The 22,755-nt window shown below is 63.6% G+C and carries 13 protein-coding genes; 10 read left to right on the top strand and 3 right to left on the bottom strand.

Annotation, left to right across the window (positions count from 1 at the left end):
* Nucleotides 1-8: 8 nt before the first annotated feature.
* The 3 genes from E4T66_RS19330 to E4T66_RS19340 all read right to left on the bottom strand — a co-directional run bounded on the left by E4T66_RS19330 (nt 9) and on the right by E4T66_RS19340 (nt 1,271).
* Nucleotides 9-563, bottom strand: coding sequence for a TadE/TadG family type IV pilus assembly protein (locus E4T66_RS19330; protein WP_136851383.1), 555 nt, complete (start codon nt 561-563; stop codon nt 9-11).
* The gene (locus tag E4T66_RS19335; RefSeq protein ID WP_136851385.1) at nt 527-1,012 is read right to left on the bottom strand and encodes an A24 family peptidase; all 486 of its coding nucleotides are present in this window, start codon (nt 1,010-1,012) and stop codon (nt 527-529) included. The genes E4T66_RS19330 and E4T66_RS19335 overlap by 37 nt, the downstream gene beginning before the upstream one ends.
* Before the next feature lie 61 nt (nt 1,013-1,073).
* Nucleotides 1,074-1,271, bottom strand: coding sequence for a Flp family type IVb pilin (locus tag E4T66_RS19340; RefSeq protein WP_136851387.1), 198 nt, complete (start codon nt 1,269-1,271; stop codon nt 1,074-1,076).
* 154 nt (nt 1,272-1,425) lie between these two features.
* Here E4T66_RS19340 and E4T66_RS19345 point away from each other — a divergent pair, with 154 nt between their 5' ends.
* The 10 genes from E4T66_RS19345 (at nt 1,426) to E4T66_RS19390 (ending at nt 22,752) form a co-directional block, all read left to right on the top strand.
* On the top strand, nt 1,426-2,241 hold the full coding sequence (locus tag E4T66_RS19345) for a symmetrical bis(5'-nucleosyl)-tetraphosphatase (protein WP_136851388.1): 816 nt from the start codon (nt 1,426-1,428) through the stop codon (nt 2,239-2,241).
* Nucleotides 2,242-2,518: 277 nt separating this feature from the next.
* Complete coding sequence (locus E4T66_RS19350; RefSeq protein ID WP_136851389.1) at nt 2,519-3,334, top strand: alkaline phosphatase family protein; 816 nt, start codon at nt 2,519-2,521, stop codon at nt 3,332-3,334.
* 63 nt (nt 3,335-3,397) lie between these two features.
* Complete coding sequence (locus E4T66_RS19355; RefSeq protein WP_136851390.1) at nt 3,398-12,352, top strand: type I polyketide synthase; 8,955 nt, start codon at nt 3,398-3,400, stop codon at nt 12,350-12,352.
* Between the two features lie 5 nt (nt 12,353-12,357).
* On the top strand, nt 12,358-17,220 hold the full coding sequence (locus E4T66_RS19360) for a type I polyketide synthase (RefSeq protein ID WP_136851392.1): 4,863 nt from the start codon (nt 12,358-12,360) through the stop codon (nt 17,218-17,220).
* 56 nt (nt 17,221-17,276) lie between these two features.
* Nucleotides 17,277-18,881: an alkaline phosphatase family protein gene (locus tag E4T66_RS19365; protein ID WP_136851394.1), complete on the top strand. Its 1,605-nt coding sequence runs from the start codon at nt 17,277-17,279 to the stop codon at nt 18,879-18,881.
* Nucleotides 18,882-18,959: 78 nt separating this feature from the next.
* Nucleotides 18,960-19,796 (top strand): CatB-related O-acetyltransferase, encoded by an 837-nt coding sequence (locus E4T66_RS19370; protein WP_136851396.1) that lies wholly within the window; start codon nt 18,960-18,962, stop codon nt 19,794-19,796.
* Nucleotides 19,780-20,067, top strand: coding sequence for a phosphopantetheine-binding protein (locus E4T66_RS19375; RefSeq protein WP_136851398.1), 288 nt, complete (start codon nt 19,780-19,782; stop codon nt 20,065-20,067). The genes E4T66_RS19370 and E4T66_RS19375 overlap by 17 nt, the downstream gene beginning before the upstream one ends.
* A gap of 8 nt (nt 20,068-20,075) precedes the next feature.
* On the top strand, nt 20,076-20,933 hold the full coding sequence (locus tag E4T66_RS19380) for an alpha/beta fold hydrolase (RefSeq protein WP_136851400.1): 858 nt from the start codon (nt 20,076-20,078) through the stop codon (nt 20,931-20,933).
* A gap of 100 nt (nt 20,934-21,033) precedes the next feature.
* Complete coding sequence (locus E4T66_RS19385) at nt 21,034-21,855, top strand: CE1 family esterase (protein WP_282707016.1); 822 nt, start codon at nt 21,034-21,036, stop codon at nt 21,853-21,855.
* Nucleotides 21,856-21,996: 141 nt separating this feature from the next.
* Complete coding sequence (locus tag E4T66_RS19390; protein WP_169577728.1) at nt 21,997-22,752, top strand: SDR family NAD(P)-dependent oxidoreductase; 756 nt, start codon at nt 21,997-21,999, stop codon at nt 22,750-22,752.
* Nucleotides 22,753-22,755 lie beyond the last annotated feature (3 nt).

Here is a 22,755-nt window from a genome sequence, read left to right on the forward strand (position 1 = left end):
GTCTTATTCTAGATCCTGACCACCGCCGAAGCGGTCAGCGTATCGGGCAGCGGTGGTATTTCCCCGACGAGGTAAAGATTGATCACCGGAAATAGCATCGTCGGCGTCTTCAAATTGAACTTTAGCGTCACCCGCAGCCCCTCGCTGTCGGATGGGCAGTTTTCAGCGCCGGCCGGACAGGGCTGAACCAGCACCGCACTGCCGGAATCACCTAGCACGCGCTGTCGCTGGCTTTGCGGCAGCCAGGACAGGGCTGCGACCGCAGTTGATCGTACCGCAGCCTCACGAAGTGTATTGGTGTTCTCGCGACCGGGAACAATCGCGACCGCCGCTTCGGCTGCTTCCTGTGCCGCATGTGTGATCGACTGCTGCAGCACAAAAACATAGGCGTAGACGATGGTGCCGTAGACCAGCAGGAACAGGATCGGAAAAATGAAAGCGAATTCCACCGCGACCGCGCCGCGTATCCGCCGCCAATTTCCGACCGACCGAATCCCGACTTGATGTCTGCTGCGACCCATGGCTGCTATCCAGATAGCCCTGATCCGGCGAACGCCGGCCACCACATGACTGCGACGAAGGCCGGCATCATACAGGCTCCTGCCGGGATGACCCTGCCCGCTTGTGCGTCGCGCTGACGCAGACGCTGCGCCAGTCCCGGTGCCACTTTCACCACTATCGAGACGCAGCCCAGCAGCAACGAGCTCAGCAACAGCCAGACGACGGTCGGATAAGCCCCCAGTACAAGTCCGCAGCACGCGGCAAGCTTGACATCAGCGGCTCCGACCTGCCCCCACAGATACCCGGGAAGCCAGACCGTCACGCCAAGGCCGAAACCGATCAGGGAGGAGCGCCACGTCTGCCCCAATACGCCCTCCCCGGCCCATCCCCAGTACAGCACGACCCCACCGCAAACAGCCAGCAACAAGCCGTTCGGAATCCGTCGCGCATGCCAATCCGCAACGATCACGGCCACAGACCACCCGCTCAGCAGCCACTGCGCAAGGATCATCGGAAACGACGTTCCCGGACGGCGGTCGCAGCACGGAAATCATCGCTGCGCCATGTCATCGTTACGGCGTCGGTGTCTGCACCGTATCAACTGAGTCCTTGACTTGGGTAAACAGGCCTTTCAAGCCAGAAGTGCTCGTTCCACCCAGCGCCGTCAGAACCACAATCAGTGCGACTGCAATCAGACCCACAATGAGACCGTACTCGACCGCGCTTGCGCCCTCTTCATCCCGCAGAAACTTGTTGAATACCTTAACCATCGAAATCACTCCACTCGGAACACCGACACCACTCAGCCGGCGGTCATACTATCGTGCCGAAGCGCAAAGGCGTCAAAGTTCTTGATTGGCAGCAACGCTACCGTTTGTCGGTAATCGTTAACATTTTCATGACATTCATCCCGAAGCTTTCCTGATGTCCACTTATGTCATCGGCGATGTGCAAGGCTGCCTTGACGGATTGCGGCGCCTGCTGGAGCTTTGCGCGTTCGATCCTGGCTCCGATCGCTTGGTGCTCACCGGGGATCTGGTCGCACGCGGTTCGGCATCACTGGAGACGCTGCGCTTTGTCCGCGCTTTGGGGACTGCAGCCATTTCGGTTCTAGGCAACCATGATCTCCACCTGCTCGCGGCGCTGTACGGTCACGCTGACGCCGATGCCAGCCTGCAAGCCATCCTCGCTGCCGATGATCGCGACATCCTGCGTGACTGGCTGCGCAACCTGCCCTTGACCTGGCACGATCCGACTCACAATGTGCTGGTCATTCACGCCGGTCTGCCACCGCAATGGCATATCGCCGATGCGCAGCACGCCGCAAGCAGGGTTGAAGCCACCCTGCGGGACGTCGATGCGCTGCAGGCCTTCCTGCCGCAGATGTATGGCAACCAGCCCACACAATGGCGAGACGATCTCGATGCCGTCGAGGCACAGCGCTTCACGATCAATTGCCTGACCCGGGCACGCTACTGCAGCGCCGACGGCAGCTTTGAATTCCGCAGCAAGGGAACGCCAGGCACCCAGCCAGAAGTCTTATTGCCTTGGTTCTCCGCCCCAAATCGGTGCAGCATCGGCACTACCATCATCTTTGGGCATTGGTCCACGCTGGGCCAAATCACCTGGCCACAATGGAATGTCGTTGGCCTAGACACGGGTTATGTCTGGGGTGGCGCGATGACGGCCTTGCGTCTGGAGGATCGCTGCCTGTTTCAGGTGACTTCGCGTACGGAATGACATCTCGAGTCAGGCTCGAGTATGGAGATATTCCTACAGCATGCCCAGATTTGCCGGGGTTAATATTGCCATTGCTCCGACACGCGGCTGCTGCTAACGCCGTTATCGCATGCATTTGAACCCAATTTTTCATGAATGGCACGGCTCTGGCTTCAGAAAATCGTGACGCCATGCTCAATTTTTTTGGACGCTTTGGCCTAGCGTCGCATGCAGGTCATCAATTCGTCCTTTGCAGAGACTACAGTCCGCAGCAGCCGCCCATCGCCACCGAAATGATATGAGCAACAATCTGATTTTCATTGTCATGGATAGCTGCCGCTTCGACAGCTATGCCGCTGCGCGAACCCCCAACATGGACCGCATCGGAATCGGCGACCGCCGCTATGCCTATGCATCCTGGACCTCGCCGTCGCATTACACCTACCTGATGGGCATGATCCCGCACGACAGCCCCAAGGGCGTATTCGCTTCCGAGGTCTATAAGAAGGACTTCGTGCGCTGGGTCGATCGCCTCGGCGTCGACGACATGTCGTTTAAGAGCTTTGTGCCGACCTTGTCCCTGCCCAAGGTGCTGCAGGACGAGGGGTACCGCACGGTTGCACGTGTATCGCTGCCCGTACTCAACCCGATGAGTCACCTGAATCGTCATTTCGACGATTACAAGCTGATGTCCAATCACAATGACTTCGGCGGCATCATCAAGGAAGTCGAGTTCGACGAGGACGAACCCAGCTTCCACTTTCTTAACCTGGGCGAGACGCATTATCCGTATATGTTGGATCCCGGTAGTCTGCCGCACATCTCGGGCGTGCATGGCGTGTTCAAGCGCATGGACGATGACCTCGGAAAGCCGACAGAAGACGTGTTTTTCGACGACGATCAGATGAAGATGCTGCATCAACAGCAGATAAAGACGGTCGAACATGTCGACGGGCTGCTGGACGAACTGATCAGCAAGGCGCCGGTAGGCACCCATTTCATCATTACCGCCGACCATGGCGAATGTTTCGGCGAGGGTGGCTATTTCGGCCACGGACCGATCGTTCACGAAAAGGTACTGGAAGTACCGTTCCTGGAAGGCAAGAAACGATAGTCAGGGCACGAGTGCCGACGTTAGAGCGGCACAGAGCCGTAAGCAGTACACGGAGCGGGGAAGATGACAGACAAGACGTTCGAGATTGCGGGCATTGTTCCCGCAGATATGGCTCATCCGGGCTTGGCGCTGGCACTGGCGCGGTCGGGTGCCACCGGTCTGCTCGACCTGGAATTCGTGACAGATACCGGCCAGGCGCGGAACAACCTGCGGCGACTGTTCGAGGCCACTGATGCCCGCATTGGTCTGCGCGTCGTTGCAGCGCAGGCGTCGCTCGCGGCTGAAATCATTGCCACCGCCGGTGCACGCGCGTTGACTGTTGTGCTGGCAGGAGCGGCAACCGAGCTTCCGGCGCTGCGCAAGAAACTCCAACTTCGGGATCAGGATTTCTGCCTCGCGGAGATCACCTCGGCCGACGATGTCGATACCGTGACACCCCATTGCGCAGCGCTGCTGCTGCGCGGTCACGAATCCGGTGGCTGGGTCGGCGACGACACCAGCTACATCCTGCTGCAGAAGGTGCGCCGTCGCACACAACGGCCGATTTACGTCCAGGGCGGCATTGGCGTGCGCGCCGCAGCCGCATGCCGCGTTGCCGGCGCGGCAGGTGTCGTCCTCGACGATACCCTGTTGTTGCTGGCCGAGTCTCCGCTGACTGAGACGCAGAAAAGCGAACTGGGCCGTCTCAACGGCGCCGAGACCCGCCTGCTTGGCGAGCTACTCGGCCGCCCGTGCCGGGTCTATGGTCGCCCGAACAGCCCTGCACTGAAAGCGGCGGAGGAACTCACCCGCACCGCCGAAGGCGGCAGCCTGACGGTCGAAGAGTGGACGCATCGGCTCAGCGAAAGCCTGGGCTGGAGCGCCGACTCCAGCCGCGTTCTGCCGCTGGGCCAGGGCATCGGTCTGGCCGCACAGTACCGCAAGCAGTACCGCAGCGTCGCACGCCTGGTGCAGGCCATGCGCCGCGCGTCGCGCCAGCAGGCGGAACAGGCTGCAGAATTGGGTTTCATAGGCGAAGACGGCCCACTGGCGCGTTCACACGGCACCCGCTTCCCGCTGTGCCAGGGGCCGATGACCCGTGTATCGGACAGCCCTGAATTCGCGGTCGACGTCGCCAAGGGCGGCGCACTGCCGTTTCTTGCGCTGGCGCTGATGCGCGGACCGCAGGTTGCGCAGATGCTAGAGCAGACGCGCGCGCAGATCGGCGATCGCCCCTGGGGCGTCGGCATGCTTGGCTTTGTTCCTCACGCCCTGCGCGAAGAGCAATGCGCCGAAATCTGGAAATGCAAACCGCCGTTTGCGCTGATCGCCGGCGGTCGCCCCGATCAGGCGGCTGAATTTGAGAAGCGCGGCATCGCAACCTACATCCACGCACCGGCACCGGCGCTGCTGAAGATGTATCTCGAACAGGGCGCGCGCCGCTTCGTGTTCGAAGGCCGCGAATGCGGCGGTCATATTGGTCCGCTGGCCAGCTTCCCGTTGTGGGAGCAGATGATCGAAGTGCTGCTGACCGATGTGCCGGCCGGCGAAGAATCGAAGGTCCACGTCCTGTTTGCAGGCGGCATTCACGACGCCACTTCCGGCGCGATGATCGCGGCCATGGCCGCGCCGCTGGCTGCGCGCGGCATGAAGGTCGGCGCCCTGATGGGCACGGCCTATCTGTTCACCCAGGAAATCGTGCAATCGGGCGCTGTGGTCGAGGGATTCCAGGCCGAAGCCCTGAAGTGTCATCGCACAATGAGCCTGGAAACCGGACCGGGACACGCGACCCGCTGCGTCGACACCAAGTTTGCCCACGACTTCTATGAAACCCGCAAGCGCCTGATTGGCGAAGGAAAGAGCGCCGAGGAAATCCGCGACATCCTCGAGGATCTCAATCTGGGCCGCCTGCGCATTGCGTCCAAGGGCGTGGACCGCAGTGGCGACGGCAAGATCGTGCCAATCGATCCGCAGCAGCAGCTGACGGATGGCATGTACATGATCGGTCAGGTCGCCACCCTGCGCGATCACGTGTTGAGCGTCGAAGCGCTGCACACCGAAGTCAGTCACGACGGTCAGGCCATGCTCGAAACGCTGGCTGCCGCGCACAAGATGCGGGTCCAGGCGGCACAGCCGTCGGACGTGGCCATCGTCGGTATCGGCGTGCTGCTGCCCAAGGCGGACTCGCCGCAGGACTACTGGGATCACATCGTTCACAAGATCGGCGGAATCGGCGAAGTGCCGAGTTCACGCTGGGACTGGAAGCAGTACTTCGACGCCGACCGCAAGGCGCGGGACAAGGTCTATTCGCGCTGGGGCGGCTTCATCGACGAGGTCGCCTTCGATCCGATGCGCTTCGGCATTCCGCCCAAGTCGATGAAATCCATCGACCCGATGCAGCTGTTGACGCTGGAAGTGGCCAGTCGCGCGCTGGACGACGCCGGTTATCGCGACGGCGGCTTTGCACGTGAAACCACCTCGATCATCCTCGGTGCGGGCGGCGGCCTGGGCGACCTCGGCCTGCAATACGGCGTCCGTGCTGAACTGCCCCGCTTCGTCGACAACATTTCCGACGAAACCTGGGACCGGCTGCCCGAGTGGACCGAAGAATCCTTCGCCGGCACCCTGCTGAACGTCGCTGCGGGCCGCGTCGCCAACCGCCTCGATTTTGGCGGCGTGAACTTCACCGTCGATGCCGCGTGCGCGTCATCACTGGCAGCCATCAGTCTGGCGGTGGGTGAACTCGAATCGGGTCGCAGCTCGATGGTGCTGGCTGGCGGCATCGATACGGTGCAGTCGCCGTTCGGTTACCTGTGTTTTTCGAAAACCCAGGCGCTGTCCCCAAGCGGCCAGCCGAAGACTTTTGACAAGAACGCCGACGGCATTGCGATCAGCGAAGGCCTCGCGGTCGTGGCCCTGAAGCGTCTGGCCGATGCCGAGCGTGACGGCGACCGCATCTACGCGGTGATCAAGGCAGTTTCCGGCTCCAGCGACGGCAAGGCACTCGGCCTGACCGCGCCGCGCCCGGAAGGCCAGGTGCGGGCACTGCATCGCGCCTACGCCAAGGCAGGTTTCTCTCCTTCGACCTTGAGCCTGATCGAAGCGCACGGCACCGGCACCGCTGTCGGCGATCGCGCCGAGGCGCAGACGATTACCAGCGCCTTGATCGCCGAATCCGCTGCGCCCAAGAGCGTCGCACTGGGTTCGGTCAAGACGCTGATCGGCCACACCAAGGCCAGCGCCGGTGTCGCCGGACTGATCAAGGTCACGCTGTCGCTGTATCACCGCGTCCTGCCGGCGCATCACGGCGTCAGTCAGCCGATCGACACCATCGCCGACCCCGCCTCGCCCGCCTACCTGCTGAAGGATGCGCGGCCGTGGCTGGCGCATCCGGACCACCCGCGCCGCGGTGGCGTGTCCGCGTTCGGCTTCGGCGGCACCAATTTCCATGCGGTGCTTGAGGAGTACGCGTCAACCGCGCCGGTCATCGGTCAGGGCCGCTGGCCGGCCGAACTGCTGCTGCTGCGAGCCGCCGACAGCGCCAGCCTGGCGCGGGACCTCGAAAAACTGCGCGGAATGCTGCAGCCCGGAAGTCGTGTGGTCCTGGGCGAACTCGCGTTTGCGCTGGCTCGCGCGGCCGAAGCACGCCGCGGCGCAGCACTGACGCTGTGCCTGGTCGCGACTCAGGCCAGCGCGCTGCTGTCCGAGATCGACGCGGTGGTGGCGCATCTGCATGACGCCAGCAAACCCTTGCCTCCGACCGCGCGGCTGAACCGGCAAACCCCGGCGCAGTCGCCCGACGTCGCGTTCCTGTTCCCCGGCCAGGGGGCTCAGTACGTCAACATGGGCCGCGAATCGGCGCTCTATCTGGACGATCTGCGCAGCGCACTGGAACTGGCTGATCGCAGTCTGCGCAGCGAGTTCCCCGAGCGGTTGTCGTCTTACGTGATGCCCCCGGCAGCGTTCGACCCGGCCGCAGAGACTGCTCAGCAGCAGGCGCTGACCGATACCCGCGTTGCGCAGCCGGCCATCGGTGCGCTGGCATTGGGCTATCTGCGCTTGGCGCATCGCCTGGGGCTGAACCCGGTGGCGACCGCCGGGCACAGCTACGGCGAATACGCGGCGCTGCACGCCGCCGGCGTGTTCGACGCCGAAAGCCTGCTGTATCTGTCCGCCGTTCGCGGCCGCGCCATGGCAGAGGCCGCAACCACCTCGGCACCCGGCACCATGGCCGCGGTGCAGGCAAAGCGCGAACGCATCGCCGAGCTGATTGAAGGCATCGACGGCGTCCGTATTGCCAATCACAACGCACCCGAACAAAGCGTGATTTCGGGCGCACGCGCAGGCGTTGAGCAGGCGGTCGCAAAACTGGCGGAAGCCGGGATTCGCGCAGTCATGCTGCCGGTATCCGGCGCGTTTCATACCGAGCTGGTCGCCGCGGCACGCACACCGCTGTCTACCGCAATCCGTGCAACGCAATTTGCGCCGGCGCAGTGCCCGGTCTACTCGAACAGCCGCGGTGCCCCCTACCCGGAAGCTCCGGATGCGATCCAGGCACTGCTGGATGACCATCTGCTCAACAGCGTCGAGTTCGTCAGCGAAATCGAGGCGATGTATGCCGCCGGCTGTCGTGTGTTCCTGGAACTGGGCCCCAAGAGCATCTGCAGCAACATGGTGCGGCAGATTCTCGGAGGGCGTGAGGCTTTGGCGGTATCGCTGGACGCCGGCGGCAGCCTGCGTGGAACCCTGCAGGGGATCGCCGATCTGTGCGCAGCCGGCGTGCAACTCGACATCCTGAATCTGTTCGATGGACGTGATCTGGCACTGCTGGATCTGAACGAGCTGGCGCAGATGGCGCAGCCGTTGTCGCTGCCGCAGCATACCTGGATGGTCAGCGGAGGTTGCGCACGCCAGATCACCGACCCGCAGATTCGCACCGGCCGTCAGCCCGCGCTGAACAAGGCCACTGCAGAAGCCGCCCAGGCCAAGCGCGCAGCCGAGCTCCAGGCCGCGGCGCAGTCCGCCGCTGCGGCAGCGCCTGCAAGCGCTGCGTCTCCGATGCCGTCCAGCACTGTGGCGCCCGTTAACGCAGCCCTGAACAGTGAAGCCGTGGTTGCCTATCAGCAGACCATGCGCCAATTCCTGCAGCTGCAGGAACGCGTGGTCCAGCAGTTCCTGGGCGGTGGGGCCCCTTCCACGTCGGCAGCCCTGCCTCAGATCTCGGCACCATTGCCGATCGCCAACACCACGCCGTCCGCAGTCGCAGCACCAGCGACTTCACGATCTGCGGTCGCGCCTGCGCCTGCGCCTGCGCCTGCTGCAGTGTCTCCGTCACCGGCCATCGTCAAGCCGGTACCGAGCCACAGCAGCGCGCCACGCGTTGATTTCAAGGCTGTACTGCTCGGCATTGTCGCCGAACGCACCGGCTACCCCGAAGACATGCTCGGGCTCGACGCCGATCTCGAAGCCGATCTCGGCATCGACTCGATCAAGCGCGTCGAAATCCTCGGCGCGTTCCAGAAAGCCCTGCCCGGTGACTTTGGCGGCAACATCCAGACGGCGATGGAACGCTTCACCCGCGCCAAGACACTCAACACCATCCTGAACGAAGTTCGGGCCCTGGCGCCTGAAACCGGCGGTGCTGAGATCGTTGAGCCCGCAGCTACGGCGGCAGACGCACGCGTCACCACGATTGACTACAAGTCGATCCTGCTCGGCATCGTCGCCGAACGCACCGGCTATCCGGAAGACATGCTCGGGCTGGACGCTGATCTCGAAGCCGATCTCGGCATCGACTCGATCAAGCGCGTCGAAATCCTTGGCGCATTCCAGAAAGCCCTGCCCGGTGAACTCGGCGGCAACGTCCAGGCGGCGATGGAACGTTTCACCCGCGCCAAGACCCTGAACGCCATCCTCGCCGAGATTCAGGCGCTGGCACCCGCGGTTGCGGCGCCGGTTGCTGTTGCGGCAGCTGCCGCAGTGGCGGCAACGCCGGCAATCGACTTCAAGGCGCTGCTGCTCGGCATCGTCGCCGAACGCACCGGCTATCCGGAAGACATGCTCGGGCTCGACGCCGATCTCGAAGCCGATCTCGGCATCGACTCGATCAAGCGCGTCGAAATCCTTGGTGCATTCCAGAAGGCCCTGCCCGGCGAACTCGGCGGCAACGTCCAGGCGGCGATGGAACGTTTCACCCGCGCCAAGACCCTGAACGCCATCCTCGCCGAGATCCAGGCGCTGGCACCCGCGGTTGCGGCGCCGGTTGCTGTTGCGGCAGCTGCCGCAGTGGCTGCAACGCCGGCAATCGACTTCAAGGCGCTGCTGCTCGGCATCGTCGCCGAACGCACCGGCTATCCGGACGACATGCTCGGGCTCGACGCCGATCTCGAAGCCGATCTCGGCATCGACTCGATCAAGCGTGTCGAAATCCTCGGCGCGTTCCAGAAGGCCCTTCCTGGTGAACTCGGTGGCAACGTCCAGGCGGCGATGGAACGTTTCACCCGCGCCAAGACCCTGAACGCCATCCTCGCCGAGATCCAGGCGCTGACTCCTTCGCCGTCGACGCCGCAGCCGGCAATGACGTCAGCGGCAATGACGTCGGCAACGACCGGCGCCGCGGCCTCAACGACGATCCCGCGCTATGTTTTGAAGCCGACGCCAGCGCCGTTGAGCGGCGACAGCACGCCGCTGTCGGGGCTGGTGTTGTTGCTGGGTGATTCCACCGCGATCAGCAGCACGCTGATCGCAGCAATCAAGGCCGAGGGCGCAACCCCGGTCATGATTGCAGCCACCGAACCGGAACGGGTGCGCGACGCCATCACCGAAGCTCGTGCCCGTCACGGCGCGGTCCAGGCGATGCTGTACCTGCATGGCCTGAGCCCCCAGGTAGCCGAGTCGCTGGCGCAGTGGCGCGAAAAGTATCAGCGCAATCTGCTGACACTGTTCCATGCGGCGCAGGCCCTGGGTGACGACATCCGGACCGTGCATCTGATCGCCGCAACCCGGCTCGGCGGCACTTTCGGCCGCGACACCATGGGCAGCGGATCGATCACTGCCGGCGGACTGGTGGGCATGACCAACTGCCTGCGTCACGAATTCCCCAACGCGACAATGCGCACGGTCGATTTTGACGGGCAATCCGACGATGACATTGCGACGCTGCTGCTGACGGAACTGCGCAGCAACGACGCGCAACCCGAAGCCGGTTATGTCGGACTGGAGCGCCTGGGTGCTGCGACCGTCGAAAAGCCACTCGCTGACAGTGCCTTTGCTCCGCATCTGGAGCCCAAGGGTGAATGGGTCGTGCTGGCCACCGGCGGCGCCCGCGGCATCACTGCGGAAATTCTTGAAGGGCTGGTGCGACCCGGCATGCGCCTGGTGCTGCTGGGCCGTTCCAGCGAACCGGCACCTGAAGATGCCTCCACCCGGAACGCCAGCGATCCGCAGGCACTGCGCAAGATTCTGATCAATGCGCAGATCGCTCGCGGCGAGAAACCCAAGCCGGCCGATATCGATCGCACCCTGTCACGGCTGCTGGCCGATCGCGAAATTCGCGCGAATATCCAGCGACTGCGCACGGCGGGGGCGACGGTTGAATATCTCGCCTGTGACGTTCGCGATGAAAAGGCCTTCAGCGCGCTGATCGACGATGTCTACGCTCGCGCTGGCCGTATCGACGTTGCAATTCACGGCGCGGGCGTCATCGAAGACCGACTGCTGGCCGACAAGACCGCAGAGTCGTTCGAACGCGTGTTGTCGACGAAGCTCGACGCCGCCTTTGTGCTCAGCCGCAAGCTGCGCCCGGATTCGCTGAAATGTCTGGCCCTGTTCACCTCGGTCGCCGGACGTTATGGCAACCGTGGACAGACCGACTATGCCGCGGCCAATGAAACACTCAACCGCATGGCCTGGGATCTACAGCGTCGCTGGCCCGAGACCCGGGTCATTGCGATCAACTGGGGTCCGTGGGATGCGGGCATGGCCAGCGAAGGCGTCAAGCAGGCGTTCCGCGACCAGGGCATCGAACCGATTCCGGTCGCGGCCGGTCGCCGCATGTTCCGCGAAGAACTGGCGCTCGGACCGCGGCATGAAGTCGAACTGGTCGCGGGCCGTGGTACCTGGGGCACAACCCTGACGTCACCGCCGGTCAATCCGACTCAGGCCTCCGACTTGCCGCTGATCCGCGCGACCTCGCGCATCGGCCCCGGCGGCAGCATGACGCTGGACCACCGCCTCAGTCTGCAAGCCGACCCGTATCTGGACGACCACCGCCTCGACGGCAAACCGGTCATGCCCGCTGCGGGTGCGGTCGAGTGGATCGCGCAATTTGCCACCAGCGCCTGGCCGGGCTGGATGGTCAGCGAGGTGCGCGATCTGCGCATGTTCAACGGCATCGTCATCGACACCGAGAGCGGCCGCGATGTGCAGTTGCGCGCGCGCGCATCGAGTCATTCCGATCCGGGCAGTCAGGCGGTCACGGTTGAAATCGTCGATGCCGCGCGCAAGCTGCCGGCGTACCGTGCGACGGTGGTGCTGGTGCAGCAGCTGCCCGAAGCGCCGCTGGCACCGAATCTGGCGGCACTGGACGGCGCCGAACCGTTTTCGCCGCAACGCGCCTACGCCGAGTATCTGTTCCACGGCGACCGCTTCCGGCTGGTCGATGCGATTGACGCACTTGCACCGGCTGGCGTTGATGCTGCCGTGCATCGGTCATCGGTCGCACATTGGCTGGGAACCGACGGCGGCGACTGGCTGTTCGATCCGGGTTTGATGGATGTGCCGCCACAGTTGGCGATTGTGTGGTCCCGCAAGCATCACGAAATGACCGCGTTGCCCTCTGCATTCGGTTCGATCCGCCGTTATCGCGGCAGTGCCGCCGGTCCGCTGCGGCTACTGATGCGCATGCGGCCGGCCCCGCACGAACATGCGGTGATCTATGACGCCTGGTTCGTCGATGCAGACGGTCGCGTGGTGCTGGAGATGCTGCAGCTCGAAGGCACCATGAGCGCCGCGCTGAACCGACTCGCCGGACAACAGTGACGTCCATGGACTCGAAACCGCTCGATATTGCCATCATCGGTATGGCCGGCCGCTATGCCGGTGCACGCAACGTCACGACCTTTTGGCAGAACATCCTCAACAAGGTGTATTCGGTCACCGATGCGTCGCCGGACTGGGCGCAGCCGTACCTGGATCCGGACTCCACGGCATCCAACCGCATCTACACCTCACAAGGTGGCTGGCTGCATGACCTCGCCGAATTCGACCCGCGCGAATTCGGCGTCATGCCCAACGCGGTCGACGGCCGCGAACCCGACCATTTTCTGGCATTGCAGAACGCGCGCGATGCCCTGGCGGACTCGGGATACCTGGACAAGCCGTTCAATCACGAGCGCGCCGGCATCGTGCTCGGTCGCGGCAACAACACCAATCGCGGTCAGGCTACTCTGCTGGCCCACGGCAGCCTGCTTGATCAGGTGGTCGAACTGGTGGCGACGGTTCGCCCCGACTTCAGTGCCGACGAAATCGACGCGCTGCGTGAAGGCCTCCGCGCCCAATTGCCTCCGTTCAATCCGGAAATGCTGCCGGGCCTGATCCCGAACATCACGACCGGCATCATCGCCAACCGGCTCGACCTGATGGGGCCGAACTACATCGTCGACGCCGCCTGTGCGTCGTCGCTGGTAGCGATCGAACACGCCGCACGCGAACTGCGTTCAGGCCGCTGCGACCTGATGCTGTCCGGCGGCGTACACGCGCAGACGCCACCGCAGACCTACATGATCTTTTCGCAGATCAACGCATTGGCACGCGATCAGATCCGGCCGTTCCAGAAAGGCGCCAACGGCACGCTGCTCGGCGAAGGCTGCGGCGTACTGGTGCTGAAGCGCCTCGAAGACGCCGAGCGCGACGGTGACCGCATCTATGCAGTGATCAAGGGCATCGGCGTCGCCAGCGACGGCAAGGCCAAGGGCCTGTTCGCGCCGCGTCAGGAAGGCCAGGTCGTGGCACTGCGTCGCGCTTATGAATCCTGCGGCATTGACCCTGCAACGATCGGCCTGATCGAAGCGCATGCCACCGGCATCGCGCTGGGCGATCGCACTGAAGTGCGCTCGCTGTCGACCCAGTTTGGCGCACGTGACGGCGCACTGCCGCGGATCGCACTGGGCTCGGTCAAATCGATGATCAGCCACGCAATTCCAGCATCGGGCGCGGCCAGCATGATCAAGATGGCCTTGTCGCTGTACCAGAAGGTGCTGCCGCCGACGCTGTGCGACGAGCCGGCGCCGGAACTGGAACTCGAGAAAACGCCGTTCTACATCAACAACGAGACGCGGCCGTGGATCCACGATGACCGCACGCCGCGCCGTGCCGGAGTCGACGCCTTTGGCTTCGGCGGCATCAATGCGCACGTGATTCTTGAGGAATACCGGCCAAGCAACGGCACCGCGGTACAGGTGCCGGTGATGCACGCGCCGTCAGAGTCCGAGCTGGTCGTGCTGGGTGCAGCGTCGCGCTCCGATCTGCTGGCCGCGGTCGGTGCGCTGCGTGAAACCCTGCAGCGTTCACCGCTGGCATCGCTGCCGTCGCTGGCCAAAGCCTGCGCCGAGCGCTCCGAAGGCGAGCACCGCCTTGCGATCGTCGCAGCCGACAAGGCCGAACTGCTGAAGCGTCTCGAACAGGCTGCGGACAAGCTGCACGATCCTGCGGTCGGTCCGTTCAAGACCCGTGGCGGTCTGTACTACGGCATCGGCAATGCGCCTGGCAAAGTCTGCGTTTTGTTCCCCGGTGAAGGCGCGCAGTACACCAACATGCTGGCAGACGTCTGCGTGCATTTCCCGCAGGCGCGCAGCTGGTTTGATTTTCTGGAGAGCACCACAGAAGGCCGCGGTGCGCGCGCACCCGTGATCTTTCCGGTTCCGACCACGATCGACGAGCAGACCCGTGCCGGGCTGGAAGCTCAGCTGCACGAAATGGATTACGGCGCGGAATCCGTATTCACCGCGAGCATGGCGCTGTACGAGATTCTCAGCACACTGGGTCTGCAACCGGACGCGATGCTCGGCCACTCCACCGGCGAGAACACCGCGCTGACGGCATCGCGGGTGCGACGCTTCGAGAACCGCAGCGAGATCGCAGATACCGTGCGTGATCTCAACCGCATCTATCGCGACCTCGACGAACAGGGTGCGATCGTCGAAGGCGCACTGCTGACGGTCGGCGCGCTCAAGCCGCCTCAGCGTGAAGCCCTGCTGGCCCGCGCCGACGGCAAGCTGCAGGTGGCGATGGACAACTGCCCGAACCAGTTGGTGCTGTTCGGCAGTCGCGAGGATATCCACGCGCTGAAGACCGAGCTGTCCGGCGAAGGCGCGATCTGCGTCGAATTGCCGTTCGGTCGCGCGTATCACACCGAGTTGTTCAAGCCGATTGGCGACGCCTACCGGCGCTATTTTGCATCCATCGGCTTCGGACCCGGCGTTGCGACGCTGTACAGCGCCTGCAGTGTCGGTCCATTTCCTGACGACGCCGACGCAATCCGTGAGCTGGTCGCCAGTCAATGGGAAAGCCGGGTGCGGTTCACCGAAACGGTTCAGCGCCTCTACGACGATGGCTATCGCGTGTTTGTCGAGGCCGGCCCCAGCGGCAACCTGACATCCTTTGTTTCCGACATCCTGCGTGGCCGCGACGATGTCATCGCAATTGCCAGCAACAGCCGCCGTAAATCCGGCATCAGCCAGTTGCAGCACGCACTGGCTCAGCTGTACACAACCGGCGTAGCGATTGATCCGCGCCAGCTGTTTGCGTTCCGCAACATCGATCCAATGGATCTTGAAGCAACGCCGCCTGCGGTCAAACGGCGTCCGAGCTTGAACCTGATGATGCCGAAGTTGCACTGGCCCGAGTCAATCCCGGTGCCGCCGTTGCCGATCCTGGGCACGGTCGTTGCGCCGTCGTCGTCTCCAGCGCAAGTGGCGCCGGCAATCCCCGTGGCAGCCGCCAGCAACGACCCGCGCTCGACGTTCCTGCAAACGCACTTCGCACTGATGCAGGAATTTCTCGACAGTCAGGCTCGCGTGCTCGGACTTGCAGGCGCCCCCCCCGCAGCACCAGACGCTGCCGCAGTGCCGGCAGCGGCGGCGGCGGCGGCGACCAGCCCGCCCCCGGTGCAAACCCGGCGCCAGGACGACTTCCCGATGCTGGGAACCATCGTCGAACAGGAGCCGACGCGCCTGGTCATCGAGCGTGAATTCTCGCTGTCCCGCGATCTGTTTCTGCGCGACCACACCATCGGTGGAGCGCCGTCGCTGCGTGATCCGGACCTGCTGCCGATCGCCGTGATTCCGTTCACTTTCAGCATGGAAATCCTGGCCGAAGCGGCGATGCGTCTGATCGGGCGCGACGACCGGGTTGTCGTGGCGATCGAACAGTCCCGCGGCAATCGCTGGCTGTCACTGGATGACGACTCGGTACGACTGCGCATCGTCGCAGTCCGCGACGCCACCAGCACCGCCGATGAGCGCGTCAACGTGCGCATCTTCATGCTCGGCAAAGGACCGCAAGGTGGCATGCTGGTGTTTGAAGGCACGGTATTGCTGGCGGAGCAGTACCCACCCGCTCCTGCCGCACGCCCGTGGTCGTCCTCCGACGAGTTTGCACCGGCCAACAATCCGGATGGCGAGCTGTACAGCCACGGCATGTTTCACGGCCCGCGCCTGCAGGGTGTCAAACATGTGCGACGCTGGGGCTCCGACTCGATCGAAGCCGACCTCGAAGCCATCCCGACCCACGACTATTTCTCGTTCACCCAGGCGCCGCACTTCCAGTTCGACGCCGCGATGCTCGACGCTGCCGGCCAGCTCGCGGGCTATTGGCTGACCGAAAAGCACACCTGGGGCTTCAACTGCTTCCCGTTCCGGCTCGGTCGTTTCAGCCTGTACGGCCCGCCGCCTGCGGCGGGAACGCGCGTAATCTGCCGCGGTGACGTCCGCTTCACCGACGAAACCATTCTGGAAGCCCAGTTCGACATGATCGGCGCCGATGGTGCGGTGATCATGCGCGCTGACGGCTGGGAAGACCGCAAGTTCGCCGTGCCGCAGCGGCTTTACGAATTCCGCATCCGTCCGGATCGCGAGTTCATGACGCAGCCTTATCTCTCCGCTGAATTGCCGCCAGAGATCCTGATGCGGCAGATGGAACCGTTTCCGCAGCACTTTCTCGACGAGGGTGGTGCAATCTGGAAACGCATGCTGGCGCACATGCTGCTGAGCCACGCCGAGCGCCGCAGTTTCTATGCGCTGCCGCAGACCGGTCCACGCCGCGAGGAATGGCTGATGGGCCGCGCCGCGGCCAAGGACGTCGTCCGCGACTGGGCCGCGAGCCTCGGTGTTTCGTTGTGCGCTGCTGATATCGAAATCGCCAACGACGCGGACGGCGCACCCCGCATCGTCTGCCCGGCGCTGCATGGCCACGCACTGCCGACGCTGTCGATCAGTCACAGCCGCTATTGGGCGGTGGCTGCTCTGGCACCGGCGGGCACGATGCTCGGTCTGGACTATCAGCGCCTCGAAGGGATCGACGTCGGCCACCTTTCCACCGGTGGACTGTCCGAAGCCGAGCGACCGCTGGCCGCACATGCCGACCATGGCGAGCACCTGCGTCGCACAGCCGCGTTGTGGTGCGCCAAGGAAGCGGCCGCCAAGGCGGTCGGAACCGGCCTGCAAGGCCGGCCGTTGGACTGGACCGTCACCCACGCACGCTTCGACAGTGCGCGGGCATCGATACAGATCGAGTATCAGGGTCAGACTTTCGACATCGACGTCCGTTTCCCTGGCCCCCATGAAGTCGTTGCGGTCTGCCGTGTCGGGCAGTCCGTGCTGCAGCGTCCCCGGGCGGAGACTGCGGCCTAGAAGCCGTCGATCGTCCGACTCCATTCGAGCTCCGTTATACCCAAGGATCACCCCCCATGACCCGCACCCTGTTCATCGGCCTCGACGGCTGCACTTTCACCGTTCTCGATCAGATGATTCGCGACCTGCCCGGTGAAGGCGTGACGATGCCTTTCATGAAACGCGTCGTCGAAGGCGGCGTCCGCGCGAAGCTGCGCTCGACCCCCAATCCCTTGACTCCCCCGGCATGGACCAGCATCCAGACTGGCAAGGGCCCTGGCCAGCACGGCGTGTTCGACTTCATCCGTGCCGAGGATAAAGGCGGCGAAGTGTTCTGGACGTTGTATGACGCGCGCGATGTCGATTCGGAAACGATCTGGTCGGTCGCCAGCCGCAAGAAAAAGCGCATTGCCGCACTGAATTTCCCGCTGACGGCGCCGCCCCCGGGCAACATCAACGGCTTCATTGTGCCGGGCTTCATTCCGGCCAAGCACTTGCGTCGCAATACGCATCCGCGCGAACTGTTCGAGCGCATGAAGCAGAACATTCCCGGCTTCGATCCCAAGGAACTGGCGTGGGATTTCGACAACGAAAAGCAGGCGCTGGAAGTGCTGTCGCCGGAGGACACCGAAAACTGGGTGCGCTATCACCTGCCGCGCGAAGAACAGTGGTTCAAGATTGCCGAGTACATCCTCGACAGCGAACGTCCCGACCTGATGGCCGTGATGTTCGATGGCACTGACAAGATCCAGCATCAAGCCTGGCAGTTCCTCGATCCCGCACTGGTTCCGGCTAACCCGCAGGGCTGGGAAGCCCGCATGCGCGCGGTGTGCCTGGAATACTTCCGCAATCTCGACCGCTACATCGAGCGCCTGGTGACCCTGGCCGGCCCTGAAGCGCAGGTGTTCTTCGCCTCGGATCACGGGTTCACCGCATCGAACTTCGTGCTGCGCATCAACAGCCTGCTGGAAGACCTGGGCTATCTGAAGTGGGCCGAGAGCGACGGCAGCGAGCAGGCGCTGCGCCGTGAAGCCAGCGACTTCGCCAATCTCGATTGGTCGAAGACCACGGCCTATTGCCGCACGCCGTCATCCAACGGCATCCACATCCGCGTCGCCGAAAATCCCGGCGATCCGGGCATCAAGCCGGAAGACTATGTCGCCTTCCGCGACAAGCTGATTGCCGACCTGATGTCGCTGAAGGACCCTGAAACGGGCAAGCAAATCATTGTCGACGTGCTCAAGCGCGAAGAATGGTTCCCGGGTCCGCACATGAAGGAGGCCTGCGACTTGACCTTGGTGCTGAGCGACAACGGCTTCGTTTCGATACGCAACTACAAGCCGGCCGTCGTCCAGCGCCCCAATGCCGCCGGGACACATCACCCCGACGGAATCTTCATGGCGTACGGCAAGGGCATCGACGCAACCGGCCAGGAAGTCGAACTGCGCCAGATCGTCGACGTCGCTTCGACGCTGCTGTATAGCCTCGGTCTTTCGGTACCATCGGACCTCGAGGGCGAAGTTCCAACCAGTTTCTTTGCTGCGGAATACATGGCTGAGAACCCGGTCAAGCAAGGCGCCAAGACGCGCCTGGAGCGCAGCGGTGAAGCCCGTGAAGAGATGGATGAAGAGGAAAAGAAAAAGATGATCGAGCAGCTGCAGATGCTCGGCTACATGGAATAACGACTCCGGGATGTTGGCAGAACCGGGGGGAGCCCGGGTCATGTCCGGACGTTAACGCGTCCGTCAAGGAGTCTTGTGATGGGTGATATGCAGTTGGTGCCGTTGACCGAGTTGTCGGCGCGAGGCCTGTTGGCCGGTGACGGCCGCATGATTCACGGCGAACTGAGTTACGAACGGCCGGCGTACATTTATCGGCATCGGCTGAAGAACTGTACTGTCGGTGCGTTCGCGTATTTCAACGCGGCCGGCTCCACCAGCGCCTATCGCGTGACGTTTGGACGCTACTCGCAGATCGGCGAATCGTCGATCATCGGTCCACCGGAGCATCCGATGGACTGGTTCAGCTCGCATCCGTTCGCATTCACTCGGCCGGAGCACATGCCGAACATCTATTCGACGCCGGATTTTGTGCGGCTCGGACCGGAAGCTAGCGACGAATCCGCCTGGGCCGACCAGCAACCCAACGATACCTACATTGGGCACGAGGCTTATGTGGGCGCTGGATCCTTTATCAAACGCGGCGTCAGTATCGGCCATGGCGCCTGTATCGGCGCACGCAGCGTGGTTACCCGCAACATCCCGCCCTACGCGATCGCAGTTGGCAGCCCGGCGCGGGTGATCCGACTGCGTTTCGACGAGCGCATCGTCGAGCGCCTGCTGCAATTGCAGTGGTGGCGCTATGATCTTGCTCCGTTCAAGCATCAGGTCGATTTCTCGCAGGTCGAGGCGACCCTGGAATTTTTCGAACAGCGCCTCGCGGACAACGACCTTGCCGAACTGATGCCGGACACCTATCGTGTGACGCCCGCTGGCGAAGCCCTGCGCTTCGAGCGATTGTCAAAGCCGCTGTTCTGCAGCGACACCGACCCATTTCCATTCCCCCCTCCAAGACTTGACCATGCCTCTAGACCGTGACGCCATCGTCGGCAAACTGATCGTCCTGCTTGAGGACTTTACCCAGGACTGGGACAACGACCTCGACGCCGCCATGAGCGCCGACAGTCGCCTGCTCGCCGATCTCGGTTTCGAATCGGTGGACATCATCCAGCTGACGGTCGCCATCGAAGAAGACTTCGGCCTGTCGAAAACACCGTTCGACAAGCTGCTGATGAAGGACGGCCGCTATGTCGACGACCTCAGCATTGGCCAGATCGCAGATTTTCTCAGCGCCTTCGTTCGCGGCTGAAATCAGGCATGGCCCAGGCCGACATCAACGGCGCACAGCTGGCCTGGCAACAGCTTGGCGACGGGCCGGATCTGATCCTGGTCCATGGCCTCGCGGCCAACCGCGCATTCTGGTTTGCGGCTGCGACCGCGCTGGCGCCGCGCTTTCGCGTGACCCTGTATGACCTGCGCGGGCACGGCTACAGCAGTCGCGCTGCCGACGGCTACTCCGCTAGCGCCATGGCAGGCGATCTGCTGCAGCTGATGGATGCCTTGGATATCGACGCCGCAGTGCTCGCCGGTCACAGCTATGGCGGCGCCATCGCACTGGAAGCTGCTGCTCAGGCACCGCAGCGGTGTACCCGCCTGGCATTGTTCGACTCGCGGATACAGCGCCTGCAGCCGCAGATGCGCATGCATGATCTGCCCCTAAGTGCCTACGAGCGTGCCGTTGCCGACGCCAGCACCCGTGCGTACGGCTATGACTGGGATGCTGAGACTCAGGTCGGCTTCCGCTTTCTCGAGGCGACCGCGCGCCTGCGGGCCGATGCGCTCGACGCCGATCTGCGTGATAGCTTCACGCCGTTCGGCGAAGGCCGCGGCGCCGTGCGCGCCGCACGCCAGTGGTTACGTCTACTCGACGAAACGCGGGCACGTGATGAATTCGCCGAGCCCGGCGCCGAGACCGAAGTCCTGCGCCGGCTGACGATGCCGAGTCTGTTGATGTATGCGCAGGGCTCACGCTGCCTGCCGTCGGCCGCAGCCCTGAAGGAGCTGCTCCCTGCCCCGCGGTATCAGGAATTGGCTGGCGCCGGCCACTTCTTCCCGGTCAGCCACGCCGCCACCGTCGCGGCCGTGTTGCAGGACTTCGCTGGCGATGCATCGTAGTCGTTTCTGCCGTCGCATCGGCCTGCTGACGGCGGTGCTTCTGATGCTCTGCGCGTGCAGTGTTCCACGCGCACCCACCGCCACACCCGCGGACAGCGCGATGCGCTCAAGCACGTTATCGACAGCGGATGGCGTTCGCAGCTACCGGATATTCATCCCTCCTGGCTATTCGGCGCAGCGACCGATGCCACTGGTCGTCGCGCTGCATGGCGGTCTGGGCAGCGGCGAAATCATGGCGGAGCAGACCGGCTTCAATCGTGTTGCCGAGGCGCGTGGATTTTTGGTCGCGTATCCGGATGGAATCGGGCGCACCTGGAACGCCGGGCGCTGTTGTGGGCCGGCGATGGAGAAGCGGATCGACGATGTCGGCTTCGTCCGCGCGGTGATCGCGCAGGTTCGACGGGACTATGCCGTCGATACCGCGCATATTTTCGGCACCGGATTTTCCAACGGGGCGATGCTGCTGCACCGCATCGCCTGCGAGGCCCCCGACACCTTCAGCGCGATCGCACCGGTCTCCGGCGGCATCATGCTCAGCCCCTGCGCCGCACGCAGCGGTGTCTCCGCGCTGCTGATCCAAGGCCGCGACGACCCGCGAATTCCGTGGAACGGCGGCGTGTTCGATGACAGCTACCGGCCATCAATGGCGGATGTGGTGAACTCGCTGGCGCAGCGCAATGGCTGTGGCGCCGGCGAACAGGTCATTGAGCAGAAAGGCGCTGTCAGCTGCAGTGCACGCAGTAGCTGCCGAGAAACGCTGCAGTGGTGCGGACTGGCAGGCGTCGGTCACCAGTGGCCCGGCGGCGCCACTTACCTGCCCCGATTGCTTGGTCAAAATACCGCAACATGGGACGCCAGCCGAGCCATCGGCCAGTTCTTTGGCACCCAGATTGCCCGATCCGCGACACCAGCCGCCCGTTGAATTCCGGACCCCACCGGGGATAATTCTCCTATTGCGTAAGCGATCGACTACGCGCAGCATCACCATAGGACTGCATTGAACCGCCGCCAGGCGACGATGCAGGAGACCCCGACATGGGGCGCCGCGATGGGGGAATCTGCGATGGTTGGGGAATCAGCGCCGGTGGTGCTTGTCACCGGTTCATGCGGGGGCATCGGCAAGGTCACTGCCGATCTCTTTGCGAAACATCACTACCGCTTGGCACTCACGGATCTGGATCTGGATCAGGTCAGCGAGCAGGCGTCACGCCTAGCCGAGCAAGGCGTCGATGTCGAGGGCTTTGCCTGCGATATCACCGACGCGCACTCGGTCGGACGCTTGTTCGATCGGGTGATCGACCGCTTCGGACGCATCGACGCCGCATTCAACAACGCCGGACGGGGTGGTGGTGCGGTACCGCTGACTGAAACCGAGGATGATCTGTGGCATGCCTGCATTCAGGTCAATCTGACGGGCACCTTCCTGTGCATGAAGCAGGAATTGAAGATCATGTCGGCGCAAGGCTACGGCAGCATCGTCAACAACTGCTCGATTCTCGGCCTGCATGGCGGCGCCAGCGCACCGTATACCGCCAGCAAACACGGTATCGCCGGACTGACCAAGACCGGAGCGCTGAGCTATGCCTCGAAAGGCATTCGCGTCAACGCGGTATGCCCGGGTCTGATTGACGCCGGCCTGGGGCTGAAAGTCTTGTCACGCCCACCGGAAGTGGTCCGGAGCCTGATTGATATGCACCCGATGGCGCGCCCGGGTACTGCAGCAGAGGTGGCCTCAGCGGTGGTCTGGCTGAGCTCACCGGAAGCCTCCTTCATCAATGGCCACATGCTGTCCATCGACGGCGGCTACGGTTGCCACTAAGCC

It is taken from the genome of Sinimarinibacterium arenosum (assembly GCF_005047655.1).
Lineage (GTDB): Bacteria > Pseudomonadota > Gammaproteobacteria > Nevskiales > Nevskiaceae > Solimonas.

Bases quoted from the DNA above. Each gene is read 5' to 3' on its own strand.
- E4T66_RS19365 (WP_136851394.1), top strand. From the start codon at position 17,277: ATGACCCGCACCCTGTTCATCGGCCTCGACGGCTGCACTTTCACCGTT.
- E4T66_RS19355 (WP_136851390.1), top strand. From the start codon at position 3,398: ATGACAGACAAGACGTTCGAGATTGCGGGCATTGTTCCCGCAGATATG.
- E4T66_RS19385 (WP_282707016.1), top strand. From the start codon at position 21,034: ATGCGCTCAAGCACGTTATCGACAGCGGATGGCGTTCGCAGCTACCGG.
- E4T66_RS19375 (WP_136851398.1), top strand. From the start codon at position 19,780: ATGCCTCTAGACCGTGACGCCATCGTCGGCAAACTGATCGTCCTGCTT.
- E4T66_RS19345 (WP_136851388.1), top strand. From the start codon at position 1,426: ATGTCCACTTATGTCATCGGCGATGTGCAAGGCTGCCTTGACGGATTG.
- E4T66_RS19390 (WP_169577728.1), top strand. From the start codon at position 21,997: ATGGTTGGGGAATCAGCGCCGGTGGTGCTTGTCACCGGTTCATGCGGG.
- E4T66_RS19340 (WP_136851387.1), bottom strand. From the start codon at position 1,271: ATGGTTAAGGTATTCAACAAGTTTCTGCGGGATGAAGAGGGCGCAAGC.
- E4T66_RS19380 (WP_136851400.1), top strand. From the start codon at position 20,076: ATGGCCCAGGCCGACATCAACGGCGCACAGCTGGCCTGGCAACAGCTT.
- E4T66_RS19360 (WP_136851392.1), top strand. From the start codon at position 12,358: ATGGACTCGAAACCGCTCGATATTGCCATCATCGGTATGGCCGGCCGC.
- E4T66_RS19370 (WP_136851396.1), top strand. From the start codon at position 18,960: ATGGGTGATATGCAGTTGGTGCCGTTGACCGAGTTGTCGGCGCGAGGC.
- E4T66_RS19350 (WP_136851389.1), top strand. From the start codon at position 2,519: ATGAGCAACAATCTGATTTTCATTGTCATGGATAGCTGCCGCTTCGAC.
- E4T66_RS19335 (WP_136851385.1), bottom strand. From the start codon at position 1,012: ATGATCCTTGCGCAGTGGCTGCTGAGCGGGTGGTCTGTGGCCGTGATC.